This window comes from Pseudomonas sp. J380, from assembly GCF_009827115.1.
GTDB lineage: Bacteria > Pseudomonadota > Gammaproteobacteria > Pseudomonadales > Pseudomonadaceae > Aquipseudomonas > Aquipseudomonas paracarnis.
Genome location: NZ_CP043060.1, coordinates 358,523 through 378,376, shown reverse-complemented (window position 1 = coordinate 378,376; position 19,854 = coordinate 358,523). Strand labels below are relative to the sequence as shown.

Below are 19,854 nucleotides of genomic sequence, written 5' to 3'. Positions count from 1 at the left end.
AGGCGCGGATGCTACACGAGCGAGAGAGGAACTATGAACCCGGATTCTTCTGAATAATTCTGTCTCAAGCCGTTGCAGGATGTAACGCCTGGGGATTGGGATGGAAAAACACATGCTCGCGCACCGGCCCTACGGCGACTTCGCCGATTTCCTCATAGCCCTGTCGCTTGTAGAAATCCAAATAACGGGAGTTACCGGTGTCGAGCACCACGCCGGATGAATGCGGGTCGTCGGCACACCAATTGTGTACCGCTTCCAGCAACTGCTCACCATGGTGCTTGCCCTGGAACTGCGGGTGAATGCCCAGCAGCGGCAGCACATGCACAGACGTGTTGGGCAGGCACGCCATGACGGCATGATGGTATTCCAGGTAACGCCGCGTACCGCGCACGCCGGTGCTCAGCCACATGCGGATTTGCCAGGCCCAGCTTTCGGTGATGCCCAGGCGCCGCTGGGGCGGTGCAATCAGGGCAATGCCGATCAGCCGGTCGTTGACGAACAGGCCGATGGCCGGGAGTTTCTGGAAAAAATGCTGCTTGACCAGTTCGCGCACAGTGGCACGTACTCGCTGCTCATAGCCCGCCCGCTCGGCTTCGAAGATATAGGCAAAGGTCGGCTCATGGCGATACGCCTGGTACAGCAGGGATCGCGCTTCGCGGGAGTAACCGCTATTGAGCAGGCGGATTTCGGCAGTGGCCGTCGAAGTGTCTGGCATAACAGTCAATCTCCCTGGGCGCCACTCAAACATGGCGTTCTTATGGGTACGAACCTGCACAGCTCCAGTCGTTCCCAGACATTAGCAGCGCATTCATCCGGCCGCCACGCTGGCCCCCATCCGACTTGTCGGCTAGCATCGCCCTTTTGCCAGACTGGACTGCCGACCATGAAAATCGTCTCCTTCAATATCAACGGGCTGCGTGCTCGCCCTCATCAGTTGGCGGCGCTGATTGAAAAGCATCAACCGGACGTGATCGGTTTGCAGGAAACCAAGGTCCACGATGATCAGTTCCCGTTGGCCGAAGTGCAGGCCCTGGGTTATCACGTGTACTACCACGGGCAGAAAGGCCACTACGGCGTGGCCCTGCTTTCGCGCAAAGAAGCGTTGAGCGTGCACAAAGGCTTTGCCAGCGATGAAGAAGACGCCCAGCGCCGGTTTATCTGGGGCACCTTCGCCGACGAAAACGGCCACCCAGTGACCATCATGAACGGCTACTTCCCCCAGGGCGAAAGCCGCGACCACCCAACCAAGTTCCCGGCCAAGCAGCGCTTCTATGAAGACTTGCAGCAATTGCTGGAAAGCCAGTTCAGCAATGACCAGGCGCTGGTGGTGATGGGCGACGTGAACATTTCCCCAGAGGACTGCGACATCGGCATCGGCGCCGACAACGCCAAGCGCTGGCTGAAAACCGGCAAGTGCAGCTTCCTGCCGGAAGAACGCGAGTGGATGGCACGCTTGAAGAACTGGGGCCTGGTGGACAGCTTCCGCCACCTCAACCCGGACGTGACCGACCGCTTCAGCTGGTTCGATTACCGCAGCCGTGGCTTTGAGGACGAGCCCAAGCGCGGGCTGCGCATCGACGTAATCATGGCGTCCACCGGGTTGGTGCCTCGGGTGAAGGACGCGGGGGTGGATTATGATTTGCGTGGGCTGGAGAAACCGTCGGACCATGCGCCGATCTGGTTGGAACTGAGCTGATTGTAGGAGCGAGCTTGCTCGCGAAGAACTTGAGGGCGCCGCGTTTATTCAGGAAGCCCGCGTTATCGTTGACGTTTTTCGCGAGCAAGCTCGCTCCTACAGGAGATCAGGGGTGCCAGCCCCGTGTCGGTCATATGACTGCAATCCGACTGACTTAATCTCCCGGCACTCCCTTGGCTGAGAAGGTGCCGGCATGATGCTGCGCGTTCTGTTCCTGTGTTTTGCAATCGCACTCCCCGCCGTGGCGGCCCCTCTGTCCATTCCCGACCAAGGCCCGGCCCTGCGCATCCAGGGCTCCAACACCATCGGCGCGGCACTCGGCCCGGCGCTGGTCAAAGGCTTGATGGAGTATCAGGGCTTGCAGGATGTGCGTGCTGAACCGGGTGCCGGGGTGAATGAGCAGCGCGTGGTTGGCAAGACACGCCAAGGCCAGACGGTCACCATCGAGGTGGCGGCCCACGGTTCCAGCACCGGCTTTGCGGCGCTGAAAAACAACCGCGCCGACCTCGCCGCAGCGTCCCGCCCGATCAAAGACAGCGAGTTGGTGGACCTCGATATCCTGGGGGACTTGAAAACCCCAGGCGCCGAGCATGTGATCGCCATTGATGGCCTGGCAATCATCGTCAACCCGCGCAACCCGCTCAATAGCCTCAACACCGAGCAATTGGCGCAAATCTTCAACGGCGAGGTCAGCACCTGGGAGGCACTGGGAGGTACAGGCGGGACCATTCATTTATATGCCCGGGATGATCAATCCGGCACCTTCGACACTTTCCGGGAACTGGTGCTGAGCCGCCGCGGCCAACCGCTCGCGCCGTTGGCCAAGCGCTTTGAATCCAGCGAACAGCTTTCCGATGCGGTGAGCCAGGACCCCCAGGGCATCGGTTTTATCGGCCTGCCCTCTGTGCGCCAGGCCAAGGCGGTGGCGATTGTCGACGGCGACTCGCAACCGATGTTGCCGCTGACCAGCCTGATCGCCACCGAGGATTACCCGCTGTCACGTCGGCTGTTCTTCTACTTGCCGCCCTCTTCCCGCAACCCATGGGCCAAGGCGATGGTGGAGTTTTCCCAAGGCAGCAAGGGCCAGGCGATTGTGGCTGCCAATGGCTTCATCGCCCAGCAGGTGCAAGCGATCGGTGTGGCGCCGCGCCCGTCGATGCCCGACGATTACCAGGCCATCGCCCGAGACGCTCAGCGCCTGACGGTGAATTTTCGCTTCGACGAGGGCAGCGCCAGCCTCGACAATAAGGCGCGCCAGGATGTGCAGCGGGTGGTCGCCTATATCAGAAGCCACGGCAAGCTGAATAAACAGGTGACGCTGGTGGGGTTTGGCGACACCAAGAATGATCCGCAACGTGCGGCGCTGCTATCGAAGTTGCGGGCGATGGCAGTGCGCCGAGAGCTGGTCAAGAGCGGCGTGGTGCTCAAGGATATTCGCGGGTTTGGCGCGCAGATGCCGGTGGCGGCCAATACTGCGGATGAAGGCCGGATCAAGAATCGGCGAGTGGAGGTTTGGGTGTACTGAAGATCGTTGAAGATCGTTCCCACGCTCCGCGTGGGAATGCCGCTCTGGACGCTCCGCGTCCGCTCTTGAGAGGGTGACGCAGAGCGTCACGGGAGGCGTTCCCACGCAGAGCGTGGGAACGATCATCATCAGTGTTACTGCCCGCCGCGCATCAATTCCCGAGGCACATATTTGCCAATCTCGAACTTGCCAATCGCCGCACGGTGCACTTCGTCCGGGCCGTCGGCCAGGCGCAGGGTGCGTTGCATGGCGTACATATAGGCCAGCGGGAAGTCGTTGGACACCCCGGCACCGCCGTGCATCTGGATCGCGCGGTCGATGACTTTCAAGGCCACATTCGGTGCCACCACCTTGATCTGGGCGATTTCGCTTTTCGCCACTTTGTTACCCACGGTGTCCATCATGTACGCCGCTTTCAAGGTCAGCAGGCGGGCCATGTCAATTTCCATGCGTGAGTCGGCGATCTTGTCGATATTGCCGCCCAACCGCGCCAAAGGCTTGCCGAAGGCAGTGCGGCTGACCGAGCGTTTGCACATCAACTCCAATGCGCGTTCGGCCATGCCGACCGAACGCATGCAGTGGTGAATGCGGCCAGGGCCAAGGCGGCCCTGGGCGATCTCGAAGCCACGGCCTTCGCCCAGCAACACGTTTTCATAAGGCACACGCACATTGTCGAACAGCACTTCGGCATGGCCGTGGGGCGCATCGTCGTAGCCGAATACCGGCAGCGGCCGCAGGATTTTCACGCCTGGGGTGTCGACCGGCACCAGGATCATCGAGTGCTGCTGGTGACGCGGCGCATCGGGGTTGCTCAGGCCCATGAAGATCAGGATCTTGCAGCGCGGGTCGCAGGCGCCGGAGGTCCACCACTTCTTGCCGTTGATCACCCACTCGTCGCCCTGGCGTTCGGCGCGGGCGGCCATGTTGGTGGCGTCCGAGGACGCCACATCCGGTTCGGTCATGGCAAAAGCCGAGCGAATCTCGCCGCGCAGCAAGGGTTCGAGCCAGCGCTGTTTCTGTTCTTCGTTGGCGTAGCGCACCAGCACTTCCATATTGCCGGTGTCGGGAGCGGAGCAGTTGAATGGCTCCGGGCCGAGCAACGAGCGGCCCATGATTTCCGCCAAGGGTGCGTATTCAAGGTTGGTCAGGCCAGCGCCCAGTTCGGATTCCGGCAGAAACAGGTTCCACAAGCCCTCGGCCTTCGCCTTGGCCTTGAGTTCTTCCATGATCGCCGTGGGCTGCCAGCGATCACCTTCGCTGACTTGGCGTTCGAACACCGGTTCGGCCGGGTAGACATAAGCGTCCATGAACGCAGTGACGCGTTCACGCAGTTCCTGAACCTTGGGCGAATAGGCGAAATCCATGAGCAGCTCCCTTCTCTGAGAGGTTGTTTAGGTCATGCATTCGATGCTAGAACAGCGCTGATAATTTACCTAGCCTATTCTCGCCGTGTATTAACATTCATCACCGATATATGATCGGCGTATGAGCACCTCACAATAAGAGCGCAACGAAATGAATCTGAGCAAGGTCGACCTCAACCTCTTTATTGTCTTCGACGCGATTTACACCGAAGCCAACCTGACCCGCGCCGGCCAGATCGTGGGTATCACCCAGCCGGCGGTGTCCAACGCCCTGGCGCGGTTGCGCGAGACCTTCAACGACCCGCTGTTCGTGCGTACCGCCCAAGGCATGGTGCCCACGCCCATGGCGCAGAACATCATCGGCCCGGTGCGCAATGCGTTATCGTTGCTGCGCGTGTCCGTGCAGGAAAGCCGCATCTTCAACCCGCAGCAGGCGGCCAAGACCTACCGTATCAGCATGACCGACCTGACCGAGGCCGTGATCCTGCCGCTGCTGTTCCAGCGCCTGCGTCGCCTGGCGCCGACCGTGGTGATCGAGAGTTTCCTGTCCAAACGCCGCGAAACCACCAAGGAACTGGCCGCCGGGCGCCTGGATTTTGCCGTGGATGCGCCGCTCAACACCGACCCGCAGGTGCGTCACGTCAAGCTGATGGAAGACCGCTACGTGTGTGCCATGCGCAAGGGCCACCCGATGGCGGGCAAGGATAAATTCACCCTGGATGATTACCTGTCGCTGACCCATATCCATATCTCCAGCCGCCGCAACGGTTTGGGCTATGTGGACCTGGCCTTGGGCAAGATGGGCATTCAGCGCAAGATCGCCCTGCGTTCCCAGCATTACCTGATGGCCTCCCAGGTGCTGCAACAGACCGACATGGTGATGACCGTGCCCGAGCGTTTCGCTCGCCGTCATGAACTGCACTGGTTCCATTTGCCGGTCAACAACGTGCCGCCGGTGGAAACCCATTTGTACTGGCACGAAAGCACCGACCAGGACCCGGCGAACCGCTGGATGCGTGAACAGATGATTGAGTTGTGCCAGCAGGTGACGGCCCAGGAAAAGAAAGTCCTGCAGCCTTGACGTTTACGTCAACCTGCAATTAGCTTAGCGCCAAGACTTCCTTGAGCACCGCCATGAGCACCACCTACAGCATCTCCGACCTCGCCCGCGAGCTCGACATCACCACCCGCGCCATTCGTTTCTATGAAGAACAAGGCCTGCTGGCCCCCGAACGTCGGGGCCAGGAGCGCATTTACTCGGCGCGGGACAAGGTCAGCCTCAAGCTGATCCTGCGTGGCAAGCGCATCGGCTTCTCCCTGGCCGAATGCCGCGAACTGATCGAACTCTACGACCCCACCGGCGGCAACCAGATCCAACTCAACAGCATGCTGGCCAAGATCGCCGAGCGCCGTGAACAGTTGGAACAGCAACTGCTGGATATCGAACAGATGAAGCTGGAACTGGACACCGCTGAAGAGCGTTGCACCCAGGCCCTGGCGCAGACCATCAGCCAAGCCGGCCATTGACCAGAAGGTAACTGCCATGTCCCTCCCCTCCCACGTACGCCTGGTTGAAGTCGGCCCGCGCGACGGTTTGCAGAACGAAGCCCAGCCCATCAGCGTGGCGGATAAAGTCCGATTGGTAGACGCCTTGAGCGCCGCTGGCTTGAGCTATATCGAAGTCGGTAGTTTTGTCTCGCCCAAATGGGTGCCGCAAATGGCAGGTTCAGCCGAAGTGTTTGCGCAGATCCAGCGCAAGCCCGGCGTGACCTATGGCGCACTGGCACCGAACCTGCGCGGGTTCGAGGATGCGCTGGCGGCCGGGGTCAAGGAAGTCGCGGTGTTCGCGGCGGCGTCCGAGGCGTTCTCCCAGCGCAATATCAATTGTTCCATCAGCGAGAGCCTGGAGCGCTTCGCACCGATCATGGCCGCCGCCAAGCAGCACGGCGTCAGCGTGCGCGGCTATGTGTCCTGTGTACTGGGTTGCCCCTATGAAGGCGATATCGCCCCGGAGCAAGTGGCGGCCGTCGCCCGCGAGCTGTATGCCATGGGCTGCTATGAAGTGTCCTTGGGCGACACGATCGGTACCGGCACGGCGGGCGCTACCCGGCGCCTGTTCGAAGTGGTCGGCGCGCAAGTGCCACGGGACAAGCTGGCCGGGCACTTCCACGACACCTACGGGCAGGCCATCGCCAACATCTATGCCAGCCTGCTGGAGGGCATCACGGTGTTCGACAGCTCTATCGCAGGCCTGGGCGGCTGCCCCTACGCCAAGGGCGCCAGCGGTAACGTCGCCACCGAGGATGTGCTGTACCTGCTCAACGGCCTGGGTATCGACACGGGTATCGACCTGGAACGCTTGATTGGCGCCGGCCAGCAGATCAGCCAGGTGCTGGGACGGCCTACGGGTTCCCGCGTGGCGAAGGTGCGTAACGCAGGTGAGTAGCACAGCTGTGACAATGTGTTACCGCACACCGGCATAACGGGTAACGCGGGAACAAAATCCGCCGCACCGACTGAAAGAAAATATTGACCAAAAATACAACTCATTGATTTTAAAGACTTTTAAAAAGTTGGCACGCCTTCTGCTATCTCTATGGCATAACAAGAATAAAAAGCGCCAAACCTAATAAAAATAAGACGAAACGACTCTGACATAACAAAAACAACACGGCAGAGACGCAGCTAACAGATTTTTTTGGAGAAGATGTGCTTCCCAGGGTACGGCATGCCGCAACCCGCAACCGGATAGAGAAAAATAAAACTACCTTAGGTAGCTACCCACTGGTTGGATCGTTTACGAAGAAGCAGGTCAGCGTTCAAAAAAATACGTTTGCTCTTGACCCCGGATGGGGGTCGCCAAAAAAGCGGTATGGGCCACGGCTACCAAAAACAACAACAGGCCGCCCCTCAATAATAAGAAAAGAGCACGCAACGACAAATTAAAGGGGACCTTCGGGTCCCCTTTGTGCTTTCTGGGTTTCACTATTTTGGTGGCACAGCAGGTTCGCGGGGTATCAGGTAGATGTGGGCCGGCAGCCAGGCCGCCATCGCAGGCAAGCCAGCTCCCACAGGGGGTTTGACGTTGTCAGCGCGCTTGCATCTCCTGGATGGAAATCTCGCGCATGCGAAACTTCTGGATCTTGCCCGTGACTGTCATCGGAAACTCATCCACGAATTTGAAATGCCTGGGCGTCTTGAAATGGGCGATGCGGTCCTTGCACCAGCTCAACAACTCCAGCTCGTTGGCCACTTGACCGGGATGAAACTTGATCCAGGCAACAATCTCTTCGCCATAACGTTCATCCGGGATGCCAACGATCTGCACGTCCGCCACGGCCGGATGAGTAAAGAAAAACTCTTCCAGCTCCCGCGGGTAAACGTTCTCGCCACCGCGAATGATCATGTCCTTGTTACGCCCGGCGATGCACACGTAACCCTGCTCATCCATGGTCGCCAGGTCGCCGGTGTGCATCCAGCCGGCCTCATCGATGGACTCGCGAGTGCCGTCGGGGTTGTTCCAGTAACCGAGCATCACGCTGTAGCCGCGTGTACACAGTTCACCGATCACGCCCCGGGCCACGGTGTTACCGGCCTCGTCGACAATCTTGGTTTCCAGTTGCGGTTGGGTGCGGCCCACCGTGGTAACACGCCGCTCGATATCGTCATCCGCGCCGGTCTGCAGCGACACCGGGCTGGTTTCAGTCATGCCATAGGCAATCTGCACCTCTCCCATGTGCAGCTCATGGATGACCCGACGCATCACCTCGATCGGGCATGTCGCCCCGGCCATGATCCCGGTGCGCAGGCTGGACAAGTCGAACTCGGCTCGGCGTGGGTGATCGAGCAGCGCGATAAACATGGTCGGCACGCCATATAAGCCGGTGGCTTGTTCTTCGGCGACGGCGTTCAGCGTCAGCAACGGGTCGAAGCCGTCATTGGGGTAGATCATGGTGGTGCCGTGGGTGATACAACCGAGGTTCCCCATGACCATGCCGAAGCAGTGATACAGCGGCACCGGGATCACCAGGCGGTCCCCTGCCGTCAGGCCCAGGCTTTCACCGACCATGTAACCGTTATTGAGGATGTTGTGGTGACTGAGGGTGGCGCCCTTGGGGAAGCCGGTGGTGCCGGAGGTGTACTGGATATTCACGGGTTGATCGAAATGCAGGCTGGCCTGGCGGCTGTGCAGGTGCTCGGGCGGCACGCCTGCGCCAAGCGCCGCCAACTGCGACCAGGGCATGAATTCCGGCGGCGGGCTGGGGTCTAGGCTGATGAGGCCGCGCAGCTCGGGTTTCAACGCCTGGAGCATGGCGTGGTAATCGGAGCTTTTGAACGAACCGGCGCATACCAGCCAGTGGCAGCCGGATTGTTTGAGCACGTAGTCCAACTCGCTGCTGCGATAGGCCGGGTTGATATTGACCAGGATCACCCCGAGCTTGGCGCTCGCCACCTGGCAGATCAGCCACTCGGCACAGTTAGGCGCCCAGATACCCAGGCGGTCGCCGGTTTGCATGCCTAGGGCGATGAATGCGCGGGCGTGCAGCTCAACTGTCTCGGCCAGCTGCCGCCAGGTGTAGCGCTGCTGCTGGTGACGCACCACCAAGGCTTCGCCATCTGGATGCTGAGCGACGGTGCGATCGAATGCCTGGCCAATGGTCATGGCCAGCAAGGCCTTGTCCTGGGAGCCACGGCTGTAACTCTGGTTCGGTTGATCCATAACGACCCCTGTTATCTTTTTTGTAGGTTGACGTATACGTAAACTACGATTGACAGCGCCGCAACGCAAGCTTACGTTAACGTAAAGGTGAGCGCCCTCCTCCCGCGCCCTGCCCACACAACAACAAAGCTCACATTAAGGTGCCTGTCCATGAGTTACCCGTCCCTGAACTTCGCCCTCGGCGAGACCATCGACATGCTGCGCGACCAGGTGCAGTCCTTCGTGGCCAAGGAGATCGCACCGCGCGCGGCCCAGATCGACATCGACAACCTGTTCCCCGCCGACCTGTGGCGCAAGTTCGGCGACATGGGCCTGCTGGGCATCACTGTGCCCGAGGAATACGGCGGTGCCGGCCTCGGTTACCTGGCCCATGTGGTGAGCATGGAAGAAATCAGCCGTGGCTCAGCCTCGGTGGCGTTGTCCTACGGGGCGCATTCCAACCTGTGCGTCAACCAGATCAACCGCAACGGCAACCACGCACAAAAACTCAAGTACCTGCCCAAGCTGATCAGCGGCGAGCACATCGGCGCCCTGGCCATGAGCGAGCCGAATGCCGGTTCCGACGTGGTGTCGATGAAACTGCGCGCCGACAAGCGCGACGACCATTACGTACTCAATGGCAGCAAGACCTGGATCACCAACGGCCCGGACGCCAACACCTATGTGATCTACGCCAAGACCGACCTGGAAAAAGGCCCTCACGGCATCACCGCCTTCATCGTCGAGCGCGACTGGAAAGGCTTCAGCCGCAGCAATAAATTCGACAAGCTGGGCATGCGCGGCTCCAACACCTGCGAGCTGTTTTTCGACGACGTCGAGGTGCCCGAAGAAAACATCCTCGGCGTGCTCAATGGCGGCGTGAAAGTGTTGATGAGCGGCCTGGACTACGAGCGCGTGGTGCTTTCCGGTGGCCCTACCGGGATCATGCAGGCATGCATGGACTTGATCGTGCCCTACATCCACGACCGCAAGCAGTTCGGCCAGAGCATCGGCGAATTCCAGTTGATCCAGGGCAAGGTCGCCGATATGTACACCCAGCTCAACGCCAGCCGCGCTTACCTCTACGCGGTGGCCCAGGCGTGTGAACGCGGCGAGACCACGCGCAAGGACGCTGCGGGCGTGATCCTCTACAGCGCCGAGCGCGCCACGCAAATGGCCCTGGATGCAATCCAGATTCTGGGCGGCAATGGCTATATCAATGAATTCCCCGCCGGGCGCCTGCTGCGTGACGCCAAGCTCTACGAAATTGGTGCGGGCACCAGTGAGATTCGGCGGATGTTGATCGGTCGCGAACTGTTCAACGAAACGAAATAAATTTCGCAGCTGCAAGGGGCAAGCTACAAGCCGCAAGTAAAGAGCGTCGTTCTCTTACAGCTTGAAACTTGTAGCTTGTAGCTTGCCGCGCTTACGGAGTAAGCCATGCTCTTACACACCCAGCTCAACCCGCGCTCGGCGGAATTCGCCGCCAACCACGCGGCGATGCTTGAACAGGTCGACGCCCTGCACAGCCTGCTAGCCCACGTCCATCAAGGTGGCGGCGCCAAGGCCCAGGAACGCCACACGTCACGCGGCAAGCTGTTGCCCCGCGAGCGTATCAACCGTCTGCTCGATCCGGGTTCGCCGTTTCTCGAGCTGAGCCAACTGGCCGCCCACCAGGTGTATGGCGAAGACGTCCCGGCTGCCGGGGTGATTGCCGGCATCGGCCGGGTGGAAGGCGTCGAATGCATGATTGTGGCCAACGATGCCACGGTCAAAGGCGGCTCCTATTACCCGCTGACCGTTAAAAAACACCTGCGCGCCCAGACCATCGCCGAGCAAAACCGCCTGCCGTGTATCTACCTGGTGGACTCCGGCGGCGCCAACCTGCCGCGCCAGGACGAGGTGTTCCCCGACCGTGAGCATTTCGGGCGGATCTTCTTCAACCAGGCCAATATGAGCGCCCAGGGCATTCCTCAGATTGCCGTGGTGATGGGCTCGTGCACCGCCGGCGGCGCCTACGTGCCGGCCATGGCCGACGAAGCGATCATGGTGCGCCAGCAAGCCACCATCTTCCTTGCCGGCCCGCCGCTGGTGAAGGCCGCCACCGGTGAAGTGGTGAGCGCCGAAGAGCTGGGTGGCGCCGATGTGCACTGCAAGGTCTCGGGCGTGGCCGACCACTATGCCGACAGCGATGAGCACGCCCTGGCGCTGGCGCGGCGCAGCGTGGCCAACCTCAATTGGCGCAAGCAGGGTGAGCTGCTGCAACGCTCGCCGGTGGCGCCGCTGTACAGCAGCGAAGAGTTGTACGGCGTGATCCCGGCGGATGCCAAGCAACCCTTTGATGTGCGCGAAGTCATCGCACGGCTGGTGGACGGCTCGGTGTTCGATGAGTTCAAGGCCCTGTTCGGCACGACCCTGGTGTGCGGCTTTGCGCACTTGCATGGCTACCCGATAGCGATCCTGGCCAACAACGGCATCCTCTTCGCCGAAGCCGCGCAAAAAGGCGCGCACTTTATCGAACTGGCCTGCCAGCGCGGGATTCCGCTGCTGTTCCTGCAAAACATCAACGGCTTCATGGTCGGCCAGAAGTACGAAGCCGGCGGCATTGCCAAGCACGGCGCCAAGCTGGTCACCGCCGTGGCGTGCGCCAAGGTGCCGAAATTCACCGTGATCATCGGTGGCAGCTTTGGTGCGGGTAACTATGGGATGTGTGGCCGCGCCTACGACCCGCGCTTTTTGTGGATGTGGCCCAACGCACGCATTGGCGTGATGGGGGCCGAACAGGCCGCCGGGGTGTTGGCGCAGGTCAAGCGCGAACAGGCTGAGCGCGCCGGCAACGGTTTCAGTGCCGAGGAGGAAGCCGCGATCAAGCAGCCGATCCTCGACCAGTATGAAACCCAGGGCCATCCCTACTACTCCAGCGCGCGCTTGTGGGATGACGGCGTGATCGACCCGCTGCAGACCCGTGACGTGCTGGCCCTGGCCTTGTCCGCCGCACTGAACGCCCCCATCGAGCCGAGCCGCTTCGGCGTGTTCCGCATGTAACCTGTAGGAGCGCGCCTGTTGTGGCGAGGGAGCTTGCTCCCGCTGACTGCGCAGCAGTCCCGGCTTTTTTGGGGGCGCTGCGCACCCCAGCGCAAGCAAGCTTGCTCGCCACAACAAGCTCGCTCCTACAGGAGGCCTCTCATTATCATGGAGCTCCTTGCATGAGCGACTTCAACACCCTCGAACTGATCACTGACCGCCGTGGCTTTGCCACGCTGTGGCTCAGCCGCGAAGCCAAGAACAACGCGTTCAACGCCGAGATGATCCGCGAATTGATCCTGGCTCTTGACCGCGTACAAGGCGACCCGTCCCTGCGCTTCCTGGTACTGCGCGGGCGTGGCAAGCACTTCAGCGCCGGTGCCGACCTGGCCTGGATGCAGCAATCGGCCGAGCTGGACTACCACACCAACCTGGACGACGCCCGGGAACTGGCAGAGCTGATGTACAACCTGTCCAAACTGAAAATCCCCACGCTGGCGGTGGTGCAAGGTGCGGCCTACGGGGGCGCGCTGGGCCTGATCAGTTGCTGTGACATGGCCATCGGTGCCGACGACGCGCAGTTCTGCCTGTCGGAAGTGCGTATCGGCCTGGCGCCGGCGGTGATCAGCCCGTTCGTGGTGCAGGCCATCGGCGAACGCGCTGCCCGTCGTTATGCACTCACAGCCGAGCGGTTCGGCGGCCAACGCGCACGGGAGATCGGCTTGCTGGCGGAAAGTTATCCTGCCGAGAGCCTGGATCAACAGGTGGACCAGTGGGTCACCAACCTGCTGCAAAACAGCCCGGCGGCCATGCGTGCCAGTAAGGATTTGCTGCGCGAAGTGGGCAACGGTGCCCTCACCCCCGCGCTGCGCCGCTATTGCGAAAACGCCATTGCGCGCATCCGGGTGAGCGCCGAGGGCCAGGAAGGTTTGCGTGCATTTCTGCAAAAACGTGCGCCAAGTTGGCAAACCCAGGAGCCGCGTTCATGAGCACACTCAACACCGTTCTGGTGGCCAACCGTGGCGAAATCGCCTGCCGGGTCATGCGTACCGCCAAGGCCATGGGGTTGACCACCGTGGCTGTGCACAGCGCCATCGACCGCGATGCCCGCCATAGCCGTGAAGCCGATATCCGCGTCGACCTGGGCGGCAGCAAGGCCACCGATAGTTACCTGCAAATCGACAAGCTGATTGCCGCCGCCCACGCCAGCGGCGCCCAGGCGATTCACCCCGGCTACGGCTTCCTCTCGGAAAACGCCGGCTTCGCCCGGGCCATCGAGGCGGCAGGCTTGATCTTCCTCGGCCCGCCCGCCTCGGCAATCGACGCCATGGGCAGCAAATCCGCGGCCAAGGCCTTGATGGAAACGGCTGGCGTACCCCTTGTGCCGGGTTATCACGGCGAGGCCCAGGACCTGGAGACCTTCCGCGCCGCCTGTGAGCGTATCGGCTACCCGGTGCTGCTCAAGGCCACGGCGGGTGGCGGTGGCAAGGGCATGAAAGTGGTCGAGGACGTCAGCCAACTGGCCGAAGCCCTGGCTTCCGCCCAGCGTGAGGCGCTGTCGTCGTTCGGCAACGGGCAGATGCTGGTGGAGAAATACCTGCTCAAGCCGCGGCATGTCGAGATCCAAGTGTTTGCCGACCAGCAGGGTCATTGCTTGTACCTCAATGAACGCGACTGCTCGATCCAGCGTCGTCATCAAAAGGTCGTGGAAGAAGCCCCGGCACCCGGCTTGAGTGTCGAGCAGCGCCGGGCCATGGGCGAAGCGGCCGTGCGCGCTGCCCAGGCCATCGGGTATGTCGGCGCAGGTACGGTGGAGTTTTTGCTGGATGCCCGTGGCGAGTTTTTCTTCATGGAGATGAACACGCGGCTGCAGGTGGAGCATCCGGTGACCGAAGCGATTACCGGCCTCGACCTGGTGGCCTGGCAGATCCGGGTTGCCCAGGGCGAGGCGCTGCCGATCACGCAAGAGCAGGTCGCGTTGAACGGTCATGCAATTGAAGTGCGGCTGTATGCCGAAGACCCGGCCAATGACTTTCTGCCGGCCACCGGGCACCTGGCGCTGTACCGCGAGTCCAGCCCGGGCCCTGGACGCCGGGTGGATAGCGGCGTCGAGCAAGGCGACAGCGTGTCGCCCTTCTACGACCCGATGCTCGGCAAGTTGATTGCCTGGGGTGAAGACCGCGAACAGGCGCGCCTGCGCTTATTAAGCATGCTGGATGAGTTTGCGGTCGGCGGGCTCAAGACCAACCTGGGCTTTTTGCGGCGCATCATCGGGCACCCTGCGTTTGCCGCGGCCGAGTTGGATACCGGGTTTATCCCGCGCTATCAGGGTGAGCTGTTGCCGACGCCAGGAGCCTTGAGCGATGAGTTCTGGCAAGCGGCGGGCTCGGCGTTTATGCAGAGCTTGCCGGTGGGTGACGGGCCTTGGGCAAGTCACCAGGGCTTTCGCGCGGGCCTGCCTGCCGAGGTGTCGCTGCACCTGAGCTGCAATGGGCAGGATCGGTTGGTGACACTGACCGGGCAACCGTCTCAGTTATGCGGCGAACAGTTGCTGACTGAACATCAGGGCGTGCGCCGTGCTCATCTGGCGGTGCGCAGTGAAGGCAGCCTGTACCTGCGTTGGGACGGCGAGATGCATGCCGTCAGCCTGTTCGACCCGATTGCGGCGGTCGAGGCCAATCAATCCCATCAGGGCGGCCTCACCGCCCCCATGAACGGCAGCATCGTGCGGGTGCTCGTGGAGGTGGGCCAAACCGTTGAGGCTGGTACTCAACTGGTGGTGCTCGAAGCCATGAAGATGGAGCACAGCATCCGTGCGCCCCACGCCGGGGTGGTCAAGGCGCTGTTCTGCCAGGAAGGTGAAATGGTAGCCGAAGGCAGCGCGCTGGTGGAGCTTGAAACGGCCGACTAGAACTTCGCCGTGGCTTGCACCACCACACCCAGGAGGCGGCAGCCGTCGCTGAGCAGCACCTTGGGGTAAGTGGGGTTGAGCGGCACCAGGTAGTGCTGGCCGCTTTCTTCCTGCAATTGGCGAAAGGTGGCCTGGGGGTTACCGGCCCATTGGGCCACCACCAGCCTGCCGGGCTCGGGTGCGATGGCCGGGTCAACCAGGATCATCATGCCAGCCGCAATACTCATACCCGTGGGGGCGGTCATGGCGTCTCCCGTCACCGGCAACCAGAATGCCTCGCCTCGGGCGTGGTAATCGGTCAATTCGTAGCGCTCGGTTCTATAAGGCGCACGCTCCTCACGCAGCTCGCAGGCCTGCTTCCAGTCGCTGACCGGGTAGCGGAAATACGGATTGTAGTGGGGGCCCAGTTCCGGCACTTGCGCGGCCCGTTCACGAATCTCCAGCGCCACCTCCAAATACCCCAACCCCAGTTCGGCGAGCACACGGTTCATGTCCGCCAGGCTCGGCACACGGCGTTTATTGAGCCAATGGCCGACGCCGCCCTGGGACATGCCCAGGCGCCGCGCCAGTTCATCCTGCGTGACCTTGCGGTCTTTCATGTTGGCTTTGACCAACGCTATCCAGTTATCCATGGTGCATCACAATACGGCGCCCATTTTTGCGGGCAATAAACAGTTTGTAGTAATCCATAAAACGACAGGAATACGATACGTACTATCATCAAGCCCAAGGATTTCGACACCCACCGGAGTATTGCCGCTTATGACGACCCGCACGCACCCAACGCCCGAACTGACTGAAGTAAACGACATGTGCAACAGTGGCGCGGCCCAGCGCGCACTGGACTACTACTTGAAAGAAAATCGGTCGACGCCGGATTCGGACGGGGCCATGTTCGCGATCAAACCCGAAGTCAGCCAGGAGGAGGCCCTGATACACGCCTCGGACCTGTTGCGCAGTGCAGCGGCTACCGCCTACGAGTCGGCGTGCAGCCATCAGGGCAACCAGCGCGACCTGGCGTTTTCGGTGGTGTATTTGATCGATATGGCGAAGGCGATGGTGGAGCGGTCGTTGCAAGCACCAGGAGCGGCGGCAAACGCTTAGCAGGTATGAAAGAAAAATATTTCTATCCCACGGATAAAAACATTTGACTTGCAAATGATAATGATTATTATTGGGCTCAGCTGATCGCGAGATCAGTCGATAGACCAAGAGACCTTAGGTCGGACTCTTGGAATATCTCCTCATCAGGCTAATCACGGTTTTTGACCCGGCTCTTTGGCCGGGTCTTTTTTTTGCCAGTTTTCCTGGCATGGCTTCAGGCTAATGAAGACTGTGTGTTGCTTGATGGCGCGCATGGTAGCAAAAGACTATCGCCCAAAGAAAGTCGTCCGAGTGCTCTAGCGCGTATCTCTGCGAATTAGCGCTTGAGAATCAATCTCATAGACTCTAAGCTGCGGCGGCGTCACGGATGACGCCCCCTCCCCTGCAACAATTTTTGCATCCAGGTTTTACCGAACGCCTGTGTAAGATAGCCGCCACATCACTCATATTCAGGCAACCAGACTATGACCGTGGCCTTGACCTCCATCAAGATCAGCACCGACTTCGACAGCGGCAACATTCAGGTCCTGGATGCCAGCGACGCTTATCAGTTGTTGCTGGCAATCAAACCCGACACCCGCAGCGATCACTACCAATGGTTCCACTTCAAGGCCGAAGGCATGCACGTGGGGCACACCCATACCTTTCGCTTGAGCAACGCAGGGCGCTCGTCCTACAAGCATGCCTGGAGCGGCTACAACGCCGTGGCGTCCTACGACCATATCAACTGGTTCCGGGTACCGACGCGCTTTGATGGCGAGATCCTGCACATCAACCTCCAGACCCGGGAAAAGCACGCCTGGTTTGCCTACTTCGAGCCCTATAGCCGTGAGCGCCATGACTGGCTGATCGAGCAAGCCCTGAAGTACGCCGGGGTCACCCTGCTGGCCACCGGCAAGAGCGCTGAAGGCCGCGATATTCAACTGCTGCGCCGAGGCAAAGGAATCGAGGGCCGGCGCAAGGTGTGGATCATCGCCCAGCAGCACCCCGGTGAGCACATGGCCGAATGGTTTATGGAGGGCGTGATTGAGCGCCTGCAAAAGGACGGCGACGACGAACTGAAAAAACTGCTGGCCGTTGCCGATCTGTACCTGGTACCAAACATGAACCCGGATGGCGCCTTCCACGGCCACCTGCGCACCAACGCCATGGGCCAGGACCTGAACCGCGCCTGGCAAAGCGCCAGCCAGGAACTCAGCCCCGAGGTCCTGTTCGTCCAGCAACAGATGGAAAAGTACGGCGTGGATATGTTCCTCGACATCCACGGCGATGAAGAAATCCCCTACGTGTTCACCGCCGGCTGCGAAGGCAACCCTGGCTACACCCCGCGTATCGAAGCCCTGGAAAAACACTTCCGCAGCCATTTGAGCCATCTGACACGAGACTTCCAGACCACCCACGGCTACACCCGCGACCTGCCCGGCCAAGCCAACATGACCCTGGCCTGCAACGCGGTAGGAGAAAAATACGACTGCCTGTCCCTGACCCTGGAAATGCCCTTCAAGGACAACGACGACGCGCCCAACCTGCGAACTGGCTGGTCAGGCGATCGTTCGAAACAGTTGGGCAAGGACGTATTGAGCAGCGTCGCTGATATCGTCGGGCGTTTGCGCTAACCCCCGAGGCGAGCTCTTTGTGGCGAGCGAGCTTGCTCGCGCTGGGCCGCATAGCGGCCCCATGAAAATCACTGCCGGATCACCTGACACACCGAGCAGGCTGTTTTGGGGCTGCTTCGCAGCCCAGCGCGAGCAAGCTCGCTCGCCACAAGAGCGGTCAATCCTTGCTGCCGGTCATGCTTTGCAAGACACCGTCGCGGCGGATCAAACCGTGGAACAACGCGGCCGCCAGATGCACCAGCACGGTGAGAAACAGCAGATAGGCCAGGTAGCCGTGAGCCTTGCGCAACAGCGCGAACAACGGCGCATTCGCCCCCACCAGCGCGGGCAGTTGCAGGTTACTGCTGAGCATCACCGGGTCGCCAGCCGCTGAAATCATCGCCCAACCCAGCAGCGGCAACACCAGCATCAAGGCGTACAACAGCACATGGGAGGCCTTGGCTGCGAGCCTTTGCCACACCGGTAAATCCGCTGGCAACGGCGGTTGGCGCGTCGAGAAACGCACCGCCAGGCGCACGATCACCAGCGCCAGAATCGCAATGCCCAGCGGCTTGTGCAGGTGGATCAGCCACTCATGGCGCTCCGACACCGACGCCGCCAGACCCGCGCCGATAAACAGCATGGCGATGATCATCAACGCCATCAGCCAGTGCAACACGCGCGCCAGGGGCGCAAAGAACCGTGGTTGAGCATTCATGGCTTCGACTCCTGAGGGGCGCTGTGCAACGGGCTGACTTCACCGGCGCGGCGCAGGTACGAACTGGCATACGCGGCCGAACGGGCGGCCAGCAAGGGGTCGTTGGAGGCTTGGATACCACTGGGCAGAATCAGCGGGTCAAAGTTGATATCGCGGCAATCACCGTCTGCCTGGGGCTGGCTGCTTTGCAGCACCAACGTGCCGGCGTTGAGGACCTTGTGCGCGCCGGTCCAGGTCTTGCTTGCGTCGTCCAGCGGGTCGCCGGGGTTGGCCAGGGTCATGTTCAACTGCCAACGCAGTGGCACGGCGGCCAGGCGTCGCACCAAGTCCTGCTCGAGGAAGTCACTGCCAGCAGGTGCGGTATCACCCGCCGCGTCCTGGCTCTGGGGCACCACCTCCCAGCGCACGGCCTGGCGCGTACCATCGGCAGCCACCAGGTAAAACGCGTTGATGCCGTTATAGGTTTCAGTCGCATAACTGGCCGATGGCTTGGCGGTCTTGACCCAGGCCAGGAATGGCGCTGTCTCGGGGTGTGCGGCAAAAAACGCCGGCATGCTTGACGGGTTCGGCTTGCCGGTGGCCGGGTCTGGCGCGCCGGCCTTGAGCAACTGGTAAAACGCCTCGGGCGTGCCCACTGGGAACACCGGCATGCTGTTCATCCCCGTCCGCCATTGCTGGCCGTTGGCCTGGCTGAACTGCACGGCGAAACTGCGAATCGGCACACTGCTGTCCGGCGCGTAGGGGTTGCCGCTGGGCAAGGCAAAGCGGCCGATGATCGGAGTCTTGGCCTCGCTGAACACCTGGGCGTTGGAATAGGCACGGGCCTCGGTACTGCTCTCGAAATAACCCGCCACGCATACGCCCTTGGCATGGTTACGGCGAAAGCCCGGATGCACGCCGTTATTGATTTCCAGGGCATTGACCAAGGTTTTTGGCCGCAGGCGTTGTGGGTCGAGCGTGCCATTGACGTAGGCAAATGCCCCGGCAACAACCGCAACCACGGCACCGATGCCGGCAAGTCGTGCGATCAGGCTCGCAGTGCTCAATGGAGGACGGGGGGGTGATGAGTGATCTACCATGCAGGAACTCCAGGGCCAGAGGCCTCAGGCTGAAACATAAGGTCGGAGTATTAAGACGAACGCCGATTGGCTCTATTCCCAGGCCCTGGATTTATTTTGCGGGACGGGGAATAACCTTCAACGCCGGACGTCTCTCTAG

The 19,854-nt window shown here is 61.1% G+C and carries 17 protein-coding genes; 11 read left to right on the top strand and 6 right to left on the bottom strand.

Translation table 11 applies throughout. From position 1 onward, the window contains the following. Positions 1-64 precede the first annotated feature (64 nt). Positions 65-715 carry an N-acetyltransferase gene (locus FXO12_RS01950; RefSeq protein WP_034127911.1) on the bottom strand — a complete coding sequence of 217 codons (651 nt, stop codon included), beginning with the start codon at positions 713-715 and terminating at the stop codon, positions 65-67. Between the two features lie 168 nt (positions 716-883). Between FXO12_RS01950 and xthA the strand changes: the two genes are divergently transcribed. Further along, positions 884-1,696, top strand: coding sequence for an exodeoxyribonuclease III (gene xthA / locus FXO12_RS01945; protein WP_057974927.1), 813 nt, complete (start codon positions 884-886; stop codon positions 1,694-1,696). A 193-nt stretch (positions 1,697-1,889) separates the two neighbouring features. Next, complete coding sequence (locus tag FXO12_RS01940) at positions 1,890-3,221, top strand: substrate-binding domain-containing protein (RefSeq protein WP_057974928.1); 1,332 nt, start codon at positions 1,890-1,892, stop codon at positions 3,219-3,221. Between the two features lie 134 nt (positions 3,222-3,355). Here FXO12_RS01940 and FXO12_RS01930 read toward each other — a convergent pair whose 3' ends face one another. Next, entirely contained in the window at positions 3,356-4,585 is a 1,230-nt protein-coding gene (locus FXO12_RS01930) for an acyl-CoA dehydrogenase (protein WP_034127914.1), read from the bottom strand. A gap of 151 nt (positions 4,586-4,736) precedes the next feature. Here FXO12_RS01930 and FXO12_RS01925 point away from each other — a divergent pair, with 151 nt between their 5' ends. Genes FXO12_RS01925 through FXO12_RS01915 form a run of 3 tightly spaced genes read left to right on the top strand, consistent with a single transcriptional unit; the run spans position 4,737 to position 7,031 of the window. Continuing rightward, positions 4,737-5,666, top strand: coding sequence for a LysR family transcriptional regulator (locus tag FXO12_RS01925; RefSeq protein ID WP_057974929.1), 930 nt, complete (start codon positions 4,737-4,739; stop codon positions 5,664-5,666). A 53-nt stretch (positions 5,667-5,719) separates the two neighbouring features. Further along, positions 5,720-6,112 (top strand): MerR family DNA-binding transcriptional regulator, encoded by a 393-nt coding sequence (locus FXO12_RS01920; protein WP_003192195.1) that lies wholly within the window; start codon positions 5,720-5,722, stop codon positions 6,110-6,112. Between the two features lie 16 nt (positions 6,113-6,128). Beyond that, a complete protein-coding gene (locus FXO12_RS01915) occupies positions 6,129-7,031 on the top strand; it encodes a hydroxymethylglutaryl-CoA lyase (RefSeq protein ID WP_034127916.1) in 903 nt (300 codons plus the stop codon). 642 nt (positions 7,032-7,673) lie between these two features. On the opposite strand, the gene FXO12_RS01910 is transcribed toward FXO12_RS01915, so the two are convergent. After that, a complete protein-coding gene (locus tag FXO12_RS01910; RefSeq protein ID WP_057974930.1) occupies positions 7,674-9,305 on the bottom strand; it encodes an AMP-binding protein in 1,632 nt (543 codons plus the stop codon). 150 nt (positions 9,306-9,455) lie between these two features. Here FXO12_RS01910 and FXO12_RS01905 point away from each other — a divergent pair, with 150 nt between their 5' ends. From FXO12_RS01905 to FXO12_RS01890, 4 genes are all read left to right on the top strand, one after another. After that, the gene (locus FXO12_RS01905; RefSeq protein ID WP_034127918.1) at positions 9,456-10,619 is read left to right on the top strand and encodes an isovaleryl-CoA dehydrogenase; all 1,164 of its coding nucleotides are present in this window, start codon (positions 9,456-9,458) and stop codon (positions 10,617-10,619) included. Between the two features lie 105 nt (positions 10,620-10,724). Next, a complete protein-coding gene (locus FXO12_RS01900; RefSeq protein ID WP_160049510.1) occupies positions 10,725-12,329 on the top strand; it encodes a carboxyl transferase domain-containing protein in 1,605 nt (534 codons plus the stop codon). A 161-nt stretch (positions 12,330-12,490) separates the two neighbouring features. After that, the gene (locus tag FXO12_RS01895) at positions 12,491-13,297 is read left to right on the top strand and encodes a gamma-carboxygeranoyl-CoA hydratase (protein ID WP_034127920.1); all 807 of its coding nucleotides are present in this window, start codon (positions 12,491-12,493) and stop codon (positions 13,295-13,297) included. After that, complete coding sequence (locus FXO12_RS01890) at positions 13,294-15,219, top strand: acetyl/propionyl/methylcrotonyl-CoA carboxylase subunit alpha (RefSeq protein ID WP_057974932.1); 1,926 nt, start codon at positions 13,294-13,296, stop codon at positions 15,217-15,219. Before FXO12_RS01895 ends, FXO12_RS01890 begins: the two co-directional genes overlap by 4 nt. Here the strand turns inward: FXO12_RS01890 and FXO12_RS01885 are convergent. Next, the gene (locus FXO12_RS01885; protein WP_054917332.1) at positions 15,216-15,851 is read right to left on the bottom strand and encodes a LexA family transcriptional regulator; all 636 of its coding nucleotides are present in this window, start codon (positions 15,849-15,851) and stop codon (positions 15,216-15,218) included. The genes FXO12_RS01890 and FXO12_RS01885 overlap by 4 nt on opposite strands. A 178-nt stretch (positions 15,852-16,029) precedes the next feature. On the opposite strand from FXO12_RS01885, the gene FXO12_RS01880 reads away from it, so the two are divergent. Both FXO12_RS01880 and FXO12_RS01875 read left to right on the top strand, forming a co-directional pair. After that, positions 16,030-16,323: a DUF6124 family protein gene (locus FXO12_RS01880; protein WP_054917372.1), complete on the top strand. Its 294-nt coding sequence runs from the start codon at positions 16,030-16,032 to the stop codon at positions 16,321-16,323. Between the two features lie 464 nt (positions 16,324-16,787). Beyond that, positions 16,788-17,939 (top strand): M14-type cytosolic carboxypeptidase, encoded by a 1,152-nt coding sequence (locus FXO12_RS01875; protein WP_054897275.1) that lies wholly within the window; start codon positions 16,788-16,790, stop codon positions 17,937-17,939. 157 nt (positions 17,940-18,096) lie between these two features. On the opposite strand, the gene FXO12_RS01870 is transcribed toward FXO12_RS01875, so the two are convergent. After that, on the bottom strand, positions 18,097-18,636 hold the full coding sequence (locus tag FXO12_RS01870; protein ID WP_032896571.1) for a cytochrome b: 540 nt from the start codon (positions 18,634-18,636) through the stop codon (positions 18,097-18,099). Continuing rightward, positions 18,633-19,715 (bottom strand): catalase family peroxidase, encoded by a 1,083-nt coding sequence (locus tag FXO12_RS01865; RefSeq protein ID WP_057974933.1) that lies wholly within the window; start codon positions 19,713-19,715, stop codon positions 18,633-18,635. Before FXO12_RS01865 ends, FXO12_RS01870 begins: the two co-directional genes overlap by 4 nt. Positions 19,716-19,854: the final 139 nt, after the last annotated feature.